The sequence below is a fragment of the Algoriphagus aurantiacus genome, from assembly GCF_035156405.1.
Lineage (GTDB): Bacteria > Bacteroidota > Bacteroidia > Cytophagales > Cyclobacteriaceae > Algoriphagus > Algoriphagus aurantiacus.
The window spans coordinates 1-17,569 of record NZ_JAXRUT010000028.1 but is presented as its reverse complement, the minus strand read 5'-3'; the positions used below and the strand labels follow the sequence as shown (position 1 = coordinate 17,569).

Genomic DNA, 17,569 nt, shown 5'->3' with positions numbered 1-17,569 from the left:
AGAGCTATCTGAAATTCAGATAGCCCTGTTCAATAGGTTTGAGAAAATATACTACTTACATCTCCTTCATTTCAGAGACCACTTTTGTAATAGTCTGCTTGGCATCCCCGAAGAGCATCAGGCAATTTGGATAGCCAAACAACTCATTTTCTACGCCGGCATAGCCTTTACCCATGCTTCGCTTACAGACGATTACCGTTCTGGCTTTATCTGCATTTAAGATAGGCATACCATAAATCGGGCTTTGCGGATTATTTCTAGCTGCTGGATTTACCACGTCATTTGCTCCGACGATCAGCACCAAATCTGTATTTGGAAATTCATCATTGATGGATTCCATTTCTATCAGTTTGTCGTAAGAGATATTTGCTTCCGCCAATAGCACATTCATGTGCCCCGGCATCCTTCCCGCAACAGGGTGAATCGCAAACTTGAACTCAATCTTACGCTTTTCGCATTGCTCCATCAATTCGCGGATCACATGCTGCGCCTGAGCAACTGCCATCCCATAACCTGGAACTACGATCACAGAAGAAACCCCGTCAAACAACATCGCCGTCTCCTCGACTCCAATTTCTTTTACAGTAATGGATGGACCATCTCCTTGCGCCTCATTTACTGTCTGTCCAAATCCACCTAGAAGTACATTGACTAAAGATCGGTTCATCGCTTTACACATGATCTGTGTCAGGATAATACCCGATGCCCCTACCAATGAGCCAGCAACAATCAGCACATTGTTATTTAGGATAAAACCAGTAGCACAAGCCGCCATCCCTGAGTAAGAATTCAACAAAGAAATCACCACTGGCATATCTGCTCCTCCTATAGGAATTACAGTTAAGACACCCAGCACCAACGCAATCACTATCAAAATGATAATGAGCATAGGGTCAGTTTGGTCAATTACGGTAAAGACTGCTGCGGTCAAAAACCCTAAAAATAAAATCAGATTTATTGGATGCTGACCTTTGAAAGTAATGGGCGAACCTGAAATATTTCCATTTAGCTTCAGAAAAGCTACCAAGGAACCCGTAAAGGTAAGGCCACCGATAAAGACTGAGACAATGATACTGATCACTGTAACTAGTCCGATAGATTCCATGTTGACTTCCGTCCTTAGAAAATAATCCGAAAGAGCTACTGAAAATGAGGCCAAACCACCAAATCCATTGAAAATCGCAACCATTTCCGGCATTTTGGTCATCTCAACTTTATTGGCATAATAAAGACCAATAGCTGATCCCAAGACTATACATGCAAGAATCTCGACTAGAGAAATCGCATCAATTTGAATCAAGGTTGCCAAAATGGCTATTAACATCCCCAACGCAGAAAGGCGGTTACCTTTTCGAGCTGACTTGGTTTTATTCAACATTTTCATCCCCACCACAAACAAGATGGAGGCGATCAAATAAGCTAATTCTATGGCTATACTCATTTCTTCTTGAACATTTTAAGCATACGATCTGTGACAGTGTAGCCGCCGACTACGTTGATGGTGGCTAGCACCAAGGCTGCCATTCCCAACCATTTACTTAGGGTGGTGTAGCCCATTTCGTTGCAGGCCAAAAGTGCTCCCACGATGGTAATTCCAGAAATTGCATTTGAACCAGACATCAACGGCGTATGAAGGGTTGGGGGAACTTTAGCGATTAGCTCAAATCCCAGAAAACTTGCCAGAACAAGTATATAAATCAGAATAATCAGTGCTTCTGAGCTCATAATTTGAAAAGGTTAATTCTTATTTATTTAAAATTTTATTTGTGAATTCGTGCACTACTTGACCTTCATGAGTAATCAAAACACCTTTGGTGATTTCTTCCTCCCGGTCAAGATTGAATCCATCTTTGGTAGCTAAGTGTAGCAGTAGTGTGCTGATATTGGTAGCGTAAAGCTGGCTTGCATTAGTGGACAGAAGCGAGGGCAAATTTGACTCACCAATGATGGTCACTCCATGTTTCCTGATTATTTGATCCTTCTCAGAGATTTCGCAATTCCCTCCGGACTCCACTGCCATATCTACGATCACTGCACCTTTTTTCATGGTTTTGACCATTTCCTCAGTCACTAGAATTGGTGATTTTTTTCCCATGACCAAAGCAGTGGTAATCACAAGATCTGAATCCTTGATTTTATTTTGAATGAGTTCCTTCTGCTTTTGCAAAAACTCAGCAGAAACCTCAGAAGCATATCCACCCTCTACCTTAACCTCTTCCGCTCCTTCCACGGTCAGAAATCTGCCCCCCAAAGACTCCACTTGCTCCTTGGTTTCGGGACGCACATCACTGACTTCAACCACCGCGCCAAGTCTCTTGGCAGTAGCGATGGCCTGAAGACCAGCCACACCAGCCCCGAAGATCAAGACCTTAGCAGGAGTAATTGTGCCCGAGGCAGTCATCATCAATGGAAAAATCTTCTCGAGGTAATTTGCGCCAAGAATCACGGATTTATAGCCGGCAAGATTGGCTTGCGAACTCAAGCAGTCCATTTTTTGTGCTCTGGAAATGCGGGGCACCGCATCCATAGAGAAAGACATGATGGATTTTTTATTCAATTCTTCCAGAATTTCCGGATAGTTATAAGCATACATAATGGACATACAGGCACCGCCATTCTTCATCTGAGAAATTTCCTCTTTAGTAAAAAGATTGACCTTAAGTAGAACATCTGTCGCAAATACATCCTGTGTATTAACTACTGTAGCTCCTGCTTCTTTGTAGTCCTCATCAGAAAAATTGGATCCGATACCAGCTCCTTGCTCTACAATGACCGTAAACTCCTTTTTGATCAATTGCTTGATGACATCAGGACTAAGTGCTACCCTCTTTTCACCCTCCTTCGTCTCTTTTAAAACTCCTATTTTCATTTCAGGCTATTTGAATTTGTTTATTTCAAAGCTATTACGTTTCAATAATTCAAAGAAAGTAGGAAATTATTGCATGAGCTACCTGCATTATCCTGATTTTTTACTATTTCATGATATTTTCTATTGACAAAAAGAAAATTCATAAAATAAAACTTAAACCAAAAAACTGACAACTCACCGCTAATGCTATCGATTGCACAATAAATCTTAACCGGATTTTTCATTGAGTAACCATTTTTTTAAAATAAGTAAGAAGTCAGAACCCATTATTTATAAAAATATGATTTTCATACAATTTTAGACTTTACCACTGATCATTCCTTATTCATGGTTTAAAAACAAACAGGATTCTTCCAAAAAAATAAATGTCTATTTTAGGATACTTATTTGACCTTAAACTAATAACCTCATGCGTAACCCCAAGAAAAATTCTGAGGGACAAACCCGAAGGGATTTTATCAAAAATGCTGCAATTGCCTCCTCTTTTATGATTGTTCCCCGGCACGTTCTGGGTGGAGTAGGATTTATTGCTCCAAGTGATCAATTGAATTTAGCAGCAATCGGTGCTGGAGGAAAAGGTGCCAGCGATATTAGAAATGCCTCAGTAAATGGGCGTGAGCGAGTAGCAGCACTTTGTGATGTTGATTTTTCGGGATCTGCCAAAGCTTCAGTAGAGAGATTCCCAGACGCGAAGCGATATGCTGACTTCAGAGAAATGCTTGACAAGGAAAAGGATATCGATGCGGTGACCATTTCTACTCCCGATCATGTCCACGGACCAGCAGCCAAATATGCAATGGAGCGTGGCAAGCATGTCTATGTACAGAAGCCAATGACTCATAATATCAAGGAAGCAAGAATGCTGACTGAGATGGCAAGAAGTCAGAAAGTAGTAACCCAAATGGGTAATCAAGGCGGATCAAATGAACTGTTGAAACTGGTTCAGAAATGGGTAGATGATGACAAAATCGGTAAGATATCCAAAGTAGAAGTTTGGACAAATAGGCCTGTTTGGCCTCAAGGCGGTGCATTTCCTAAGCCTCAGCCCAGCGCTAAGCCCGATGCATTGAACTGGGATCTATGGTTAGGGCCATCTCCGGAGATTCCTTATACTCCAGAACTTCACCCATTCAGCTGGAGAGGCTGGTGGAATTATGGCACAGGTGCACTAGGCGATGTAGGATGCCATTTGATCGATATTCCTTTTAGAACATTAGGCTTACATTATCCTACTGACGCGGAATGTAGTGTAGGTTCAGTATATAGTGGTATGTGGACACCAGATTATCACCCAGATGGCTGCCCTGCTTCCTCATTTATATCCTTAAATTTTAAGGAAACAACCAAAAGTAAATCTCCTATCAATATGACATGGAGTGACGGCGGTATTCGTCCTGCACACCCAGATATCATCCCCGCAGATCATGATATCGGAGGAGGCGGAAGTGCTAATGGAGTTTTGATTATTGGAGATAAGGGAATCATTTCTACCAATATCAACGACAGTTCTCCATTGATGCCAAAGTTATATCTGAATGATGGAACACAAGAGTTTGGTCCTCAAACGGAAGAAAACATTGAGCCGGAATACGGACACCAGAGAAAATGGGTAGATGCTTGTAAAGCAGGTTTTGGAAGTGACGAACACAAAGGACTGACTTCCTCGTTTGACTATGCTGGTCCGATGACCGAAACTGTATTGATGGGTAATCTAGCTATCCGTAGTTATATGCTTCGAAGAGAAAACAGCAAAGGGCAACCAGAATTCTACGGACGTAAGAAATTGCTTTGGGATGGAGACAAACTTCTCATCACAAACTTCGAAGAAGCCAACCAATTTGTTGGACGTACGTATCGAGAAGGATGGGAAATGTAATTTTCCTTTAAAAATAAATCATTCGAAACCCGTTCAAGTTGATTTTGAACGGGTTTCGATATTATAATAGTGTAGTACAAACCAGCCAAATGAAGAACCTTCCAAACCAAAAACCTTAATTCATGCTTTTTTTAAGTGGACTTAGGGCAACTATTGGATGGACAATAGGGTATTTTAAGTATGAAAATCAAAAAAATATTCTAGAAGGAAGTAATAATAAATAGGATTTTATCCATAAAAACTTTGCTTAGTTTTTTTTTAAACGACAAGCATTCTTAGATTGGCGATAATTAAATAATTGATAAATGGCACAAATGATTAAAAAAGGGAAAGAGCTAATTCGTATCTGCCCTACCAACTCGCTTAAAATTGAATATTCTGTCGATGAGGGCGAGACTTGGAATCAACGATATATGGGAAATCCAGCCAGTCCGGGGGAGTTTACAGACCTAGCCGACGGCGGAAAAGAATTATTAGGAGAAAGTCCAAAAGGGAGTTTTTACTCAAAGAACAAAGGAAAATCTTGGCACAAGCGGTAGTAATTATTCTGAAATATCTAAAAGGCCCCATGCAAGAAGCTAATTAGACATTGAGCCACTCCCTATTTTAAAGTACAGATGCTTTTTCTGCTTAAAAAATAAGTGTTATTAGATAGGTTGAGGTCAGAAAATTTATTTGAAAGAGCAATTCAATAAGTGAATGCAGGCAACTTGATTACAATCATACTTAGCCCTATTGCAAACTCAACTTGAATTGTCTTTCAATAAATTATTTGATAAATTAAACTCGGCCATATTCTCTGAGTCTAACTGACAAATCTTTTAATAAATCTTTTTAGCCATGTTGAAAAAAATCGGATTAGTCATTTTAGTCGTCTTAGTCGCAATCCAGTTTATCCCTTATGAGAAGAATGAGGGCAAACCTGCTGAGCACCCAATCGCTGGAAGCTACGACATCCCAGACAATGTCAATAAGTTACTTGTTAATGCCTGTAAAAATTGCCACTCCAATACGTCCGAATACCCATGGTATGCAAGTGTGGAACCCATTGGCTATTGGCTAAACACCCATATACAAGATGGAAAAGGGGATTTGAATTTTGACGAATTCACTAATCGCCCTTTGGCATGGCAAAATCACAAGTTTGAAGAAGTTATAGAATTGGTGGAAGAGAAGGAGATGCCCTTGGAGTCTTACACTTACTTTGGACTTCATCCTGAAGCAAATCTTTCTGATGCGGATCGCCAAGTGATTATTGACTGGGCAAAAGACCAAATGGCCTACTTGAAGGCTACTTATCCAGCAGATAGTTTGGTAATGAAAAGAAGAAGTCCTCCTCCAGCAGAATAAACAATCTTAAAATTTAGGGTATTTGATAGTCTGGGAATGAATCGCATGCCCTATTTTTAAGTTATGAGCAAAATTCAAGACACCGAAGTACGATGGGGTATTTTAGGAGTGGGAAATGTCTGCGAAGTCAAATCCGCACCTGCAATGAACCTCCTTCCCAATAGCAAAATAATTGCGGTAATGCGCCGCTCGGAAGAGAAAGTTAAGGACTATGCCCAGCGGCATGGAATCGGCAAATGGTACACTTCCGCAGAAGACTTGATCAATGATCCTGAAGTAAACGCAATCTATATTGCAACTCCTCCAAATGCACATTTAGAACTAGCTACACTTGCGGCAGCAGCTGGCAAACCCGTTTATGTGGAAAAGCCAATGGCGAGAACACACGCCGAATGCTTGGAGATGATTGATGTTTGCGAGAAAGCACATGTCCCGCTTTATGTAGCCTATTACCGCAGAGAGCTGCCGCACTTTCTTAAAATCAAAGAACTGATTACCGAAGGAATACTTGGAGAAATCCGTACAGTTCATATCAATCTCAAGCAAAAGCTTGATGCATCTCTGATCACAAAAGTTGACACCAATTGGCGGGTAGATCCTGAGCTAGCTGGCGGTGGATACTTCTTTGACCTAGCTTCTCATCAGTTAGACTTGTTGGACTTTTTCTTTGGAAAAATCACCCATGCAAATGGATTTGCCTCGAATCAAGCAAATACTTACAAAGCTGAAGACATTGTCGTAGGAAGTTTTGTATTCGAAAACGGAGTTCTGGGTACGGGGAATTGGTGCTTCAGCACCTCTTCAAATGCTGAAATAGATGAAACAACGATCTATGGAAGTAAAGGGACAATCCAATTTGAGACCTTCGGAAAAGGAGAATTTACCCTCATTACAGATGAAAAGGGAACAGAAACCTTCTCGTTCGAACTTCCAAAACATATTCAGCAACCCTTGATCAAAACCATAGTGGGCGATCTTTTAGGAACAGATACCTGCCAAAGTACTGGAGTGAGTGGAGCAAGAGCGAACTGGGTGATGGATCAACTGGTGAAAGAAAAAGTCTAAAATTTTCTCAACCGCGAAGAGCACAAAGGAAACGCAGCGGGCACAGCTTGTTTCTATGCAATTAAGTCCCTATCTCACTCGGTTCGTGACTTCACCAACCGGAATTTTGTTGGAAACTTTTCCAAACATAAAAACCGTTAACTTTATCGAACACATATAAATGATCCTTTGAATATGGACGTACAATCTGTTAAAATTGACCTTATCCATTGGCTTACTGAGCTTCAAGACAAATCCATCCTTAAACAGCTTCAAGGACTTAAGGAGCAACAGGAAAGTTTCTTTGATTTAAGTGAAAAACAAATTAAGGAACTGGACAGCAGGCTTGAAAAATATGAAAATGGGGAAATAAAATTTTCTCCATGGGACGAAGTAAAGGAAAGGGTACGAAGCCGCGCTAAAGATGCCCTTTAATTACCGGCTGTCCGAAGAAGCAGAATCAGACCTTTACGACTCCTACCTCTGGTATGAACAGCAAACAAAGGGGTTGGGGGAAGATTTTTTAGAGTCAATTGATGCTGCTTCGCACGCTATAACTAGCAATCCAGAAACATATCCAATACGCTACAAAAAGATTGTAAGGGCTTTTGTAGTGCATCGTTTTCCATACTTAATTTTGTATATCCTTAATGGAAACAATATCGATGTCATATCTATATTTAATACAAACCAGCACCCTAAAAAGTGGAAAAATAGACTTAAATAGTTCACAAAATCCGTTAGATTAAAAGCTAATCCACTTTTAATGGAATGAGAAAAAAGAATTCGTTTCTTAATTATTCCCTAGCTTTTTTGTCTCACAAACCGAAATGTTCGTAGACATCTTCGCCTCGGTTTGTGTCTCCACAAACCGAAATGAACTTAAAATTTAAGCCGTTCGTGAGGACACGAACGGCAGCAATCTCCGCAAAAAATTTCTCTGGATTTTCGCCCTCATCCGAATTTTCTAACCTCCACTTTAGTTTACTCTAGCATGTGGGACTTAGCCACGTTGCATCGGAATATTTTTAATAAAAATAAACAATGGATTTAAAATTAGAAGACAAAAAAGCATTTATAAGCGGTTCCACAGCAGGGATTGGATTTGCTATCGCAAAGAGATTCCTAGTGGAAGGAGCCATAGTAATCATTAACGGCAGATCTCAGGAAGGTGTAGACAAAGCTATTAAAGCATTAAAATCTGAAACAGGAAGCAATAAGATCACTGGAATTCCAACTGATTTCTCAAAAGTGGAAGAAGTTGACAACCTGCTGAAGGTTCTTCCTGAAGTCGATATTCTGGTTAATAACGTAGGGATTTTTGAACCAAAAGCCTTTGCAGATATTCCTGATGAAGATTGGTTTAGATTCTTCGAGATGAATGTCATGAGTGGAATTCGTCTCTCTAGACAGTATTTCCCGAAAATGCTTGCAAAAAACTGGGGAAGAATAATCTTTATTTCCAGTGAGTCAGGCGTTTTCATACCAGATGAAATGATCCATTACGGCATGACCAAAACAGCTCAGCTTGCAGTGGCAAGAGGATTGGCAGAATTGACCAAAGGATCCAATGTCACAGTAAATTCGATTTTGCCTGGCCCTACCAAATCAAAAGGAGTAGGCAAATTCATAGAAGATTTGTCAGAATCGACTGGTAAATCAATACAGAAAGTTGAAGAGGAATTCTTCCAGAATATGCGTCCTACTTCATTGATACAGCGATTTGCATCGGTGGCAGAAGTGGCAGACACCGTGGTGTATTATTCCAGCCCTTTGGCTTCCGCTACCAATGGAGCTTCCATCCGGGTAGAGGGGGGATTGGTCAGATCAATCATTTAAAATAACAGACCACTTTAATTTAGCTGAAGATTTTCCCCAAAAATCCTGATACAACTCAAAAGGATTCCAGGGAAAGTCTTCAGCTTTTTGTTTTATCACCTCAAAAATCAGAGAACAGGCAAAATAAATAACTTCATTTTTTGTATTTTTTCAATGTGACACAATATATTTAAGGATCTACTTCTTATATCTGCAAATTGCTGGAAGGAAATAGACAACCTGCCTTTGCAAAGACTATTAGCCAGTATCAACACAGTATTTGCAGTTCTTCTTTCTATATACCTTTTCAATTTTCCCAAAAAATAGCCCATGACAAAACATTACCGATCCTATTGCATGCAGGGTCTAGCGCTGATGCTTACTTTTTTCTCCTGCAACAAACCCGAGCAGATAGAGTCCACTGAGAAACCTGAAGATAACCGCTTCACAAAAGTAGTCCTCACCGAAGGAATGGATGAGCCTATGGAAATGACTTTTCTGCCAGACAAAAAGATCCTTTTTGTAGAGCGCAAAGGAGGAGTTAAAATTCTGGATGAAAGCACTGGTGAAGTGACGCTTGTAGCCACCATTCCGGTCAACACCAAATACACCAACAAAGAAGGAGTAGTCCGTGAAGCTGAGGAAGGTTTGATGGGCGTAATCGCTCATCCTGAGTTTGCGAAAAACCATTGGATTTATTTGTATTATGCTGATCCCGATGACACCCAACATATACTCACGCGGTGGGAACTAGACGGGAATACATTAGTTGAATCTTCCAAAAAAGTGATTTTGGCCGTGCCTACCCAACGGGAAGAATGTTGCCACACAGGAGGCGGAATGGTCTTTGACCAAGAAGGAAACTTATACCTGACCGTAGGAAACAACACGGTGAATCCAGGCTCTGGAACATCCAATCTCGATGAGCGGCCAGGACATGAAAACTCAGATGATCAGCGAGCTCCTGGAAACACGAATGATTTAAGAGGTAAAATCCTTCGTATCCACCCAGAAGATGATGGAACCTATACCATTCCTGATGGTAATCTTTTTCCCGAAGGAACAGAAAAAACAAAACCCGAGATCTACACTATGGGACACAGGAATCCCTGGAGACCAACTTTGGATAGCGAAACTGGCTATTTATACTGGGGTGAAGTGGGCCCTGATGCTGCAAAAGACTCGATATGGGGACCTCGTGGATATGACGAATTCAATCAGGCAAAAGGCCCTGGCTTCTTTGGCTGGCCATATTTCATTGGCGATAATATTCCCTACAACCGCCACGACTTAGAGACTGAGACGTATGGAGAGCCTTATGATGTAAATCAGCCGGTGAATGAATCTGTAAATAATACTGGACTTCGTGACTTGCCAACTCCAGTGGTTCCTGCCATGATTTGGTATCCTTATGGAGTTTCTGAAGAGTTTCCGATTTTAGGAAGTTCGGGAAGAAGTGCTACAGGTGGCCCTGTATTTAGAAAAACAGATTTTAAGTCAGATTCCCCTTACGTTTTCCCTGCATATTACGAAGGAAAATGGTTGATTGTGGATTTTATGCGCGGATGGATTATGTCCGTGACTATGGATGCAAATGGGGACTTTGAATCTATGGAGCGGTTCCTGCCTAATGAAACATTCAGCTCCGCAATTGATATGGACTTTGGCCCCGACGGAGCGCTGTATGTTTTAGAGTATGGAAGTGCCTGGTTTCGTGGAAATGCGAATTCCCGAATCGTAAAAATCGAATACAATGCCGGCAACCGTAAGCCAAACGTAAATGCGACTTCAGATAAAATGTCAGGAGTAATTCCATTTACCGCTAATTTCTCTTCCGAAGGCACCAATGACGACGATGATTATGACCAAAACAACCTCGATTACACTTGGCAAATAACCGGTGAAGATGGAAAGACTACTGAATTGAAAGGCGCTGATGCAACATACACTTTTGAAGAAGCTGGCAAACATCAGGTAACCCTAACAGTGACTGATACGAAAGGTGAAGCGAATACTTCATCTTTTGATGTAATCGCCGGGAATGAAGCCCCTAAGGTTTCCATTGACTTCAAAGGAGCGAATACTTCATTTTATTTCGGAGACCAGCCCCTGCCATACAGTATTTCTGTCACTGACAATGAGGATGGCAGCACGACGGACAGCAAAATTCAAGCGAATGAAGTTGCGGTCACCTTTGATTATGTTCCTTCAGGATTTGATCCAATTGAGATTGCGTCTAAGCAAAGTGGTGTAGAATCGGAGGCTGTAAGTAATATTGGAAGAAACCTGATTGAGGCAAGCGACTGCAAGTCTTGTCACCAATATGCGGAGACTTCAATCGGGCCAAGCTATGAGGCTGTAGCTGCCAAGTATGAAAACACACCAGCAAATGTAGACATGCTGGTAGGCAAAATCATCAATGGCGGAGCTGGCGTATGGGGTGAGCATGCGATGAGTGCCCATCCACAACTTTTGAAAGCTGATGCAAAACGAATGGTTGACTACATCATGAATATGAACGCCGTTAAAGCAACCGCCAAAACATTGCCTTTGGAGGGAATTGTGAACACTTCCATTCCTAACGGTGAGGATGGCCAAGGCAGCTTCTTGTTGCAGGCGACCTATATAGACAAAGGAAACGGAGATGTCCCGGCTTTGACCGGAAGTGACTTCGTCGCTTTGAAAAACCCGTATTTAGATCCACAAATTGCCGAAATCAGGAAAGGAGTAAACCTACTGACCACTCCAAGTGTAAATTTCTTTATGGTAGGTGATCATTCGCATATAGGTTTCAAAAACCTAGACTTAACCGGAATCAAGGAAATCATAGTTTTTGCCAGTATCTCGCAAAGGGTAGACGCCAAAGGCGGATCGGTGGAAATCAGAATTGATTCACCTACCGGAGAAATAATTGGACAGACTGAACCTCTGATACCAAAACAAGTCGCCGGTTTCAGACCACCACCAAATATGAACTTTATAGATTGGAGAAGGCAAAACTCCAGTCTTGGTAAAGTAGCTGTCTCATCGGTTAGCGGTAAGCACGATGTGTATATCATTTTCAAAAACCCTGAAGTAAAAGGAGAAGAGATTTTAATGAGTATAAATGAAGTCCAGTTCTCCGACAAAATAAATTAATAGTTCTTTTACATAGCACAAGCCCTGTTTCATTACGAGACAGGGCTTTTTTTAACCACAGAGGATCACGGAGTTTTTCACGGAGAGCGCAGTTATCCTGCTTCTCCAGAAGCTGGATTTAGCTTTTTCTGTCTAACTTTTTTAACCATTGAGAATAACAGAGATTTCCACAGAGACCATTGTTTAAAAAATTTGAATTAGGGCTGAAAGCCCGCTATAACAAAGCCCAGTTCGCTAGGACTGGATCACTTTGAATACATAGAGTCTCCAAAGCTCTGAAAGAGCGAAATACTTTGATAGCATAAAGCTCTGTTTCATTACTAGGTCGGTTTTTTTAAACCTCAAAGAATCATAAAGGTTATTGATAAAGGTTCCCGCAGATTATCGCAGAAAAAGACGCTGATTATCACAGATTCCTTCAAAGAAATTACGCTCTTCAATCTGGCGGTTCCTGTTATCCTGCTTCTCCAGAAGCTGGATTAAAATTCCTCACCTATCTGCAAACCTTTTCAGCGTCCATCTGCGGGAAATACCCCCACCCATCAAATCAATCCCACAACAGGATACATTTACTCAACAAAACCCTTATTTTTCAATTGTTGGATAAGTACTCTGCTCATAATCAGCAAGTATTAAACTGGTCGCACTTACAGTACAGTCTTGAAAAATCAATCTCAAAAATATTCCATGCTTTGGCTATACCTCTTTTTTATAGGAGGCATGGTTTTGATTAATTTCTCAACTTTTGGACAAACAGAACCTGTTGATTCTGCGGAGGAAGCATCTTTCTGGCTCTGGCAATTTATTGGAAGGTTGCATCCCTTGATTGTCCATTTCCCGATTGCCCTAATCATTGTTGCGGCATTGATGGAGCTGTTTACTTTCGGGAAATTCAACCCTAAGATCAGGCCCGGAATTTTGATTTTAGCAGCTATTGGTGCAGTGAGCGCAATCATCGCTGCTCCTATGGGATGGCTTTTAGCCACTAATGAAGGCACAACTGGTGACCTTCTGGATTTGCATCAATGGGTAGGAATCGGAACGGCCGGCTTGAGTATTGTTACCTTATTTTTCCTCTCCAAAATCAGAAGCAATCCCAATCCTTCTCAGATAAAAGTCTTTAGAACTTCACTTTTTCTTACAGCCATTTGTGTAGCGGTCGCTGGGCATTTTGGAGGATCGCTAACGCATGGTGAGGATTTCCTTACGGAAGTTTTACCCGTCAATGCCATTGAATCAGAAATTGAAAAAACCCCGATAAACCTAGCCTCATACCAAGCAGAACTTTCTCCGGAAAAAGAAATGAAACTGATCGGAGAAGTCCGGATGGTCTTGGCTCATAATTGCTACAAATGCCACAGCGGAGCCAAAATAGAAGGAGAATTACGGTTGGATGAAAAAGAGTTTGTTTTTGCAGGAGGTAAATCGGGGCAAATTTTGATCCCAGGAAATCCCGGAGAAAGTGAGATTATCCGAAGGATTAATTTGCGCAAAAATCACGATGATGTGATGCCAGCCAAAGGTAAATTGCTAAGCAAACAAGAGAGGGAGCTAATCGCACTTTGGATAGAGAAAGGTGCGCCTTGGCCAGATGGCGCTGCCCAGCAATCTGTATATCGGGTAGCCGAATTAGCACCCCGAAATCCCCTACTTCCAGCTTACAAAGCAGGTCTGGACAACCCCATTGATCTTTGGGTAGATGAATATTTCCAAGAAAATAAATTAAAATGGAATAAGGTAGTAGATGACAAAACCTACCTCCGAAGAATCTATTTAGATATCACAGGCTTAATCCCAAGTCCACAAGACCTTGAAGAATTTCGAAATGATCAAAGGCCTGATAAACGCGACATTTGGCTTCAGGATTTATTAAACCTATCAGATGATTATGCGACTCATTGGCTGAGCTTTTGGAATGATGCGCTTCGTAATGACTACACCGGAACGGGTTACATCACCAATGGCCGCTTCAACATCACGGACTGGCTTTATACTTCCCTTCGCGACAATAAACCCTACGATCAATTTGTCAGGGAATTACTCAATCCTACTGAAAAGTCGAAGGGTTTTATCGAAGGAATTCGCTGGCGCGGAACAGTAAATGCCAGTCAAAGAACAGAAATGCAGGCTGCGCAAAATGTGGGGCAGGTTATTTTGGGCTTGAATCTGAAATGTGCTTCATGTCACGATAGTTTTATCTCTGACTGGAAACTGGAAGAATCGTATGCTTTTGCAAATATTTTCGCAGACAGCACCCTAGAAGTCAGCCGCTGTGAGATCCCTACAGGCAAGTTTGCCAAGACCGAAATCCTTTGGGAAGAATTAGGAGACATCGACAGTACGGCCACAAAAGCTGAGAAACTCAGACAGCTTGCGGATAAATTAGTGCAGCCAGCGAATGGCAGAATGTACCGCACGATTGTGAATCGGGTTTGGAAGCAACTGATGGGTCGCGGGATAGTGGAGCCGGTAGACGAAATGGACAATATGCCGTGGAGTCAGGATCTATTGGACTGGCTGGCTTCTGATTTTGTGGAAAATGGCTATGACTTGAAGGAGCTTATTTACCAGATAGCAAGTTCCAGGATTTACCAATCGCAATCCGTTGGCTACGAATCCTACGATGCCGTAATGGCCGATGATTATAAATTCAATGGGATGGTTCGAAAGAGAATGACAGCCGAGCAGTTTTCTGATGCTGTAAGTGAAATCGTATATCCGCTATTCCCTGAAGAAGAAATCAAGTACAATCCTTTTGAACTTCAGAAACCAGAGCATATCAAACCTTCTTTTGCGCGAGCATCACTTGTCGCCAATAACCCTTTTCTCACCGCTTTGGGGAGACCAAATCGTGAGATTGTCTCAACAAGCAGAGATGCCCAGGGGAATTTGTTGCAGGCGCTCGAACTCACAAATGGGGAAAGATTGAATACAGCTTTGCAAAAAGGTGCTGAAAAATGGAAATCGCATCTGAGTGATCCTGTTCAGATTACGGAGGAATTATATCAAAAAGCACTGAACAGAAAGCCCAATGAGAATGAGTTGGCTATCGCAACCAAAGCCTTGGGACAGAACCCGGATGCAGCCAAGATTCAGGATTTATTCTGGGCGGTGATTCTGCTGCCGGAATTTCAGATGGTGGAGTGAGTTAATGTCCGATGTCGGGGTGTCGGGTGACCGATGTATGCTCTGTGAGAAGACAAATGGTGAGTGGTCAATCGAAGATTTCAGTCGCAGTGATCAGTCTTCAGTGAGGATGAGTTAGTAATCAAGAGAAAGGCTGAGGTCCATTTGAGGTACTCCCCCTTTTTTAAAGGGGGCAAGGGGGATTTCGCAATCCGCAAATGTAATAAGGTTAATTATGAATAGATATATTTGAGAACATGACAACTAGTAATTTTAACACGTGCAAAAAGATTTTGAAAAAATCCTTGTATTAAATCCCCCTACCCCCTTTGGAAAAGGGGGAGTTGGTCAATCTAGCATCCCATCGTCAAGTTATAGCTACTTTCAAGTTTAAAACACATAAGTAGAGAAACATCATGAAAACACCACTTAACCGACGAGACTTTATCAAAAAAACCTCTGCTGCTGCGATGGCAACCATGGGAATGGGTGCTCCCTTGGCTGGGCTTTTATCTTCATGCGGAACTGACAAAATCCCGGCAACGGCAGACTCGGTTATTTTGCTTTTCATGGCAGGTGGCATGGCTCACACCGAAACTTTTGATCCAAAGAAATACACTCCATTTCGTAAAGGAATGGAATCCAAAGAGGTTCTAAGCACTTTCCCCTCCATCCCTACCGCATTAGATGGTGTCAACTTTTCCGAAGGTCTGGAATCTATCGCCAAAGTGATGGACAAGGGAACTTTGATCCGATCATATGTGGCCGCAGATCTGGGACACATTCTACATACGCGGCACCAATACCATTTTCACACCTGTTATGAGCCTCCACAATCAGTGGTCGTTCCGCATCTTGGTTCCTGGATTTCTAAGGAGCTAGGCCCTCTAAATCCCGTGATTCCTTCATTCATTAATATTGGACAGCGCTTTTCAGTTGGCGAAGGCGAAGAATTGAAAGCCTTTCATAGTGCGGGTTTTTTGGGAAGCGAGCATGGACCATTTTTGATACCAGACCCTTCCGCTGGTTTGGAAAGTGTACGCCCTCCTATCGGGATGTCCACTCAACGATTTGAGTCTAGAAATCAATTGTATGAAAACCTGCTTTCTGCCGGTGCGATGGGCGAGTACGGTTCTGATTATCAAAAAGAATCCCTGAAGAGATCCATGGAGCAAGCTTATATTCTGCTTAATTCCCCGGAAGCAAAGGCTTTTGATCTAAGTCTGGAACCCAAAAAAAGCTATGACAAATACAATAATGGCAAGTTTGGACTAGGTTGCCTTCTGGCAAAAAGGCTGGTAGAGCAAGGAGCAAGATACATTACAGTGACTTCGGAATACGAACCCTTTATGGGCTGGGATACGCATGACAATGGACATACCCGGTTGAAGGATATGAAGAAAATGATCGATTCCCCGATTGCCCAACTTATCTCTGATCTGGATGAAAGTGGGAAACTGGACAGAACACTGGTTATCGTAGCGAGTGAGTTTAGCCGGGATATGCTGACAGAGGGAAGACCTGGCCTGAAAGTGCTGGACCAAGTGGAGGTGCCTGACGTGATCGAAGACATGAAAAACTACGGAATGCACCGACATTTTACGGATGGTTGCTCTATGTTGCTATTTGGTGGTGGTATAAAGCAAGGTCATGTCTATGGCAAGACCGCTGATGAACGACCATGCAAAAGCATAGAAAATCCCATCAAAATTGACAGCATTCACCAGACCATCTATCATGCATTGGGAATTGCTTCTGATACTAACTACGAAATTGAAAAGCGACCATTTTTCACTACTCCAGACGGACATGGGAAGGTGGAGTTTGATTTGTTGAGGAAGGGGTAAGTGCTCATTTCTGCTGTTTAAACTTTTTACTTCTATTCCAAAACTAAATCTTGTGGGTGAAGGAAAGGAAATGTATTTTTAGGAGCTTTTTGGAGGACGTGAAATGCGAATGTGTGGAGGTGTAAAGGTGATCGTGGTGCATTTATCTGACAGAATCTTTCAAATAAGTACAGCGGATGTTTATAAATAAACTAGTTAGTAACATTTTAATGACAAAACAAAAAACAGTATTCGACAACGACTTTCAAATAGTAGAAAAAGATAAAAGGTTTAACCGTGATTATGCATTAGGAATAGAAAAACATTGATAATTGTTTGAATGGAGGATAAAAAAGGGGATTTTTAATAGGATCAACATTCACCAAAATGGTTAATCTTCCTATCGAATATTCAGACAAGCCAGTGACCCCATTTGGCGGGATGAGTCTGATGAAAAGATTTCTTGATCAGACAAAGATAAAGGAGTACCTGAGTAGCCTTGATTTACCCCAGCCCGGTTCC

Annotated in this window: 13 protein-coding genes; 10 read left to right on the top strand and 3 right to left on the bottom strand. The window is 41.7% G+C overall.

All coding sequences use genetic code 11. The annotated features are described in order from the left end of the window. Positions 1-55 precede the first annotated feature (55 nt). The 3 genes from SYJ56_RS21430 to SYJ56_RS21420 are packed head-to-tail and all read right to left on the bottom strand — an operon-like array spanning position 56 to position 2,869. Positions 56-1,441, bottom strand: coding sequence for an NAD(P)(+) transhydrogenase (Re/Si-specific) subunit beta (locus SYJ56_RS21430; RefSeq protein ID WP_323837759.1), 1,386 nt, complete (start codon positions 1,439-1,441; stop codon positions 56-58). Continuing rightward, positions 1,438-1,725 (bottom strand): NAD(P) transhydrogenase subunit alpha part 2, encoded by a 288-nt coding sequence (locus SYJ56_RS21425; protein ID WP_057935611.1) that lies wholly within the window; start codon positions 1,723-1,725, stop codon positions 1,438-1,440. Before SYJ56_RS21425 ends, SYJ56_RS21430 begins: the two co-directional genes overlap by 4 nt. A 19-nt stretch (positions 1,726-1,744) precedes the next feature. Further along, entirely contained in the window at positions 1,745-2,869 is a 1,125-nt protein-coding gene (locus SYJ56_RS21420; RefSeq protein ID WP_323837754.1) for a Re/Si-specific NAD(P)(+) transhydrogenase subunit alpha, read from the bottom strand. 409 nt (positions 2,870-3,278) lie between these two features. Here SYJ56_RS21420 and SYJ56_RS21415 point away from each other — a divergent pair, with 409 nt between their 5' ends. The 10 genes from SYJ56_RS21415 to SYJ56_RS21370 all read left to right on the top strand — a co-directional run bounded on the left by SYJ56_RS21415 (position 3,279) and on the right by SYJ56_RS21370 (position 17,068). Further along, entirely contained in the window at positions 3,279-4,745 is a 1,467-nt protein-coding gene (locus SYJ56_RS21415) for a Gfo/Idh/MocA family protein (protein ID WP_323837751.1), read from the top strand. Between the two features lie 305 nt (positions 4,746-5,050). Beyond that, the gene (locus SYJ56_RS21410; protein WP_192351013.1) at positions 5,051-5,284 is read left to right on the top strand and encodes a sialidase family protein; all 234 of its coding nucleotides are present in this window, start codon (positions 5,051-5,053) and stop codon (positions 5,282-5,284) included. Between the two features lie 301 nt (positions 5,285-5,585). Further along, a complete protein-coding gene (locus SYJ56_RS21405; protein WP_323837749.1) occupies positions 5,586-6,095 on the top strand; it encodes a heme-binding domain-containing protein in 510 nt (169 codons plus the stop codon). Between the two features lie 63 nt (positions 6,096-6,158). Next, positions 6,159-7,160 carry a Gfo/Idh/MocA family protein gene (locus tag SYJ56_RS21400; protein ID WP_323837747.1) on the top strand — a complete coding sequence of 334 codons (1,002 nt, stop codon included), beginning with the start codon at positions 6,159-6,161 and terminating at the stop codon, positions 7,158-7,160. Between the two features lie 174 nt (positions 7,161-7,334). After that, a complete protein-coding gene (locus SYJ56_RS21395; protein ID WP_323837745.1) occupies positions 7,335-7,574 on the top strand; it encodes an addiction module protein in 240 nt (79 codons plus the stop codon). After that, a complete protein-coding gene (locus SYJ56_RS21390) occupies positions 7,564-7,866 on the top strand; it encodes a type II toxin-antitoxin system RelE/ParE family toxin (RefSeq protein WP_323837744.1) in 303 nt (100 codons plus the stop codon). Before SYJ56_RS21395 ends, SYJ56_RS21390 begins: the two co-directional genes overlap by 11 nt. Positions 7,867-8,183: 317 nt before the next feature. Continuing rightward, positions 8,184-8,978 (top strand): SDR family NAD(P)-dependent oxidoreductase, encoded by a 795-nt coding sequence (locus tag SYJ56_RS21385; RefSeq protein WP_323837743.1) that lies wholly within the window; start codon positions 8,184-8,186, stop codon positions 8,976-8,978. A 309-nt stretch (positions 8,979-9,287) separates the two neighbouring features. Continuing rightward, positions 9,288-12,095 carry a PQQ-dependent sugar dehydrogenase gene (locus tag SYJ56_RS21380; protein WP_323837741.1) on the top strand — a complete coding sequence of 936 codons (2,808 nt, stop codon included), beginning with the start codon at positions 9,288-9,290 and terminating at the stop codon, positions 12,093-12,095. A gap of 720 nt (positions 12,096-12,815) precedes the next feature. Continuing rightward, positions 12,816-15,242, top strand: coding sequence for a DUF1549 domain-containing protein (locus SYJ56_RS21375; RefSeq protein ID WP_323837817.1), 2,427 nt, complete (start codon positions 12,816-12,818; stop codon positions 15,240-15,242). 395 nt (positions 15,243-15,637) lie between these two features. Beyond that, on the top strand, positions 15,638-17,068 hold the full coding sequence (locus SYJ56_RS21370; protein WP_323837739.1) for a DUF1501 domain-containing protein: 1,431 nt from the start codon (positions 15,638-15,640) through the stop codon (positions 17,066-17,068). The last annotated feature ends 501 nt before the right edge of the window (positions 17,069-17,569 follow it).

Bases quoted from the DNA above. Each gene is read 5' to 3' on its own strand.
- SYJ56_RS21430 (WP_323837759.1), bottom strand. From the start codon at position 1,441: ATGAGTATAGCCATAGAATTAGCTTATTTGATCGCCTCCATCTTGTTT.
- SYJ56_RS21390 (WP_323837744.1), top strand. From the start codon at position 7,564: ATGCCCTTTAATTACCGGCTGTCCGAAGAAGCAGAATCAGACCTTTAC.
- SYJ56_RS21425 (WP_057935611.1), bottom strand. From the start codon at position 1,725: ATGAGCTCAGAAGCACTGATTATTCTGATTTATATACTTGTTCTGGCA.
- SYJ56_RS21400 (WP_323837747.1), top strand. From the start codon at position 6,159: ATGAGCAAAATTCAAGACACCGAAGTACGATGGGGTATTTTAGGAGTG.
- SYJ56_RS21375 (WP_323837817.1), top strand. From the start codon at position 12,816: ATGGTTTTGATTAATTTCTCAACTTTTGGACAAACAGAACCTGTTGAT.
- SYJ56_RS21410 (WP_192351013.1), top strand. From the start codon at position 5,051: ATGGCACAAATGATTAAAAAAGGGAAAGAGCTAATTCGTATCTGCCCT.
- SYJ56_RS21380 (WP_323837741.1), top strand. From the start codon at position 9,288: ATGACAAAACATTACCGATCCTATTGCATGCAGGGTCTAGCGCTGATG.
- SYJ56_RS21420 (WP_323837754.1), bottom strand. From the start codon at position 2,869: ATGAAAATAGGAGTTTTAAAAGAGACGAAGGAGGGTGAAAAGAGGGTA.
- SYJ56_RS21370 (WP_323837739.1), top strand. From the start codon at position 15,638: ATGAAAACACCACTTAACCGACGAGACTTTATCAAAAAAACCTCTGCT.
- SYJ56_RS21385 (WP_323837743.1), top strand. From the start codon at position 8,184: ATGGATTTAAAATTAGAAGACAAAAAAGCATTTATAAGCGGTTCCACA.
- SYJ56_RS21405 (WP_323837749.1), top strand. From the start codon at position 5,586: ATGTTGAAAAAAATCGGATTAGTCATTTTAGTCGTCTTAGTCGCAATC.
- SYJ56_RS21395 (WP_323837745.1), top strand. From the start codon at position 7,335: ATGGACGTACAATCTGTTAAAATTGACCTTATCCATTGGCTTACTGAG.
- SYJ56_RS21415 (WP_323837751.1), top strand. From the start codon at position 3,279: ATGCGTAACCCCAAGAAAAATTCTGAGGGACAAACCCGAAGGGATTTT.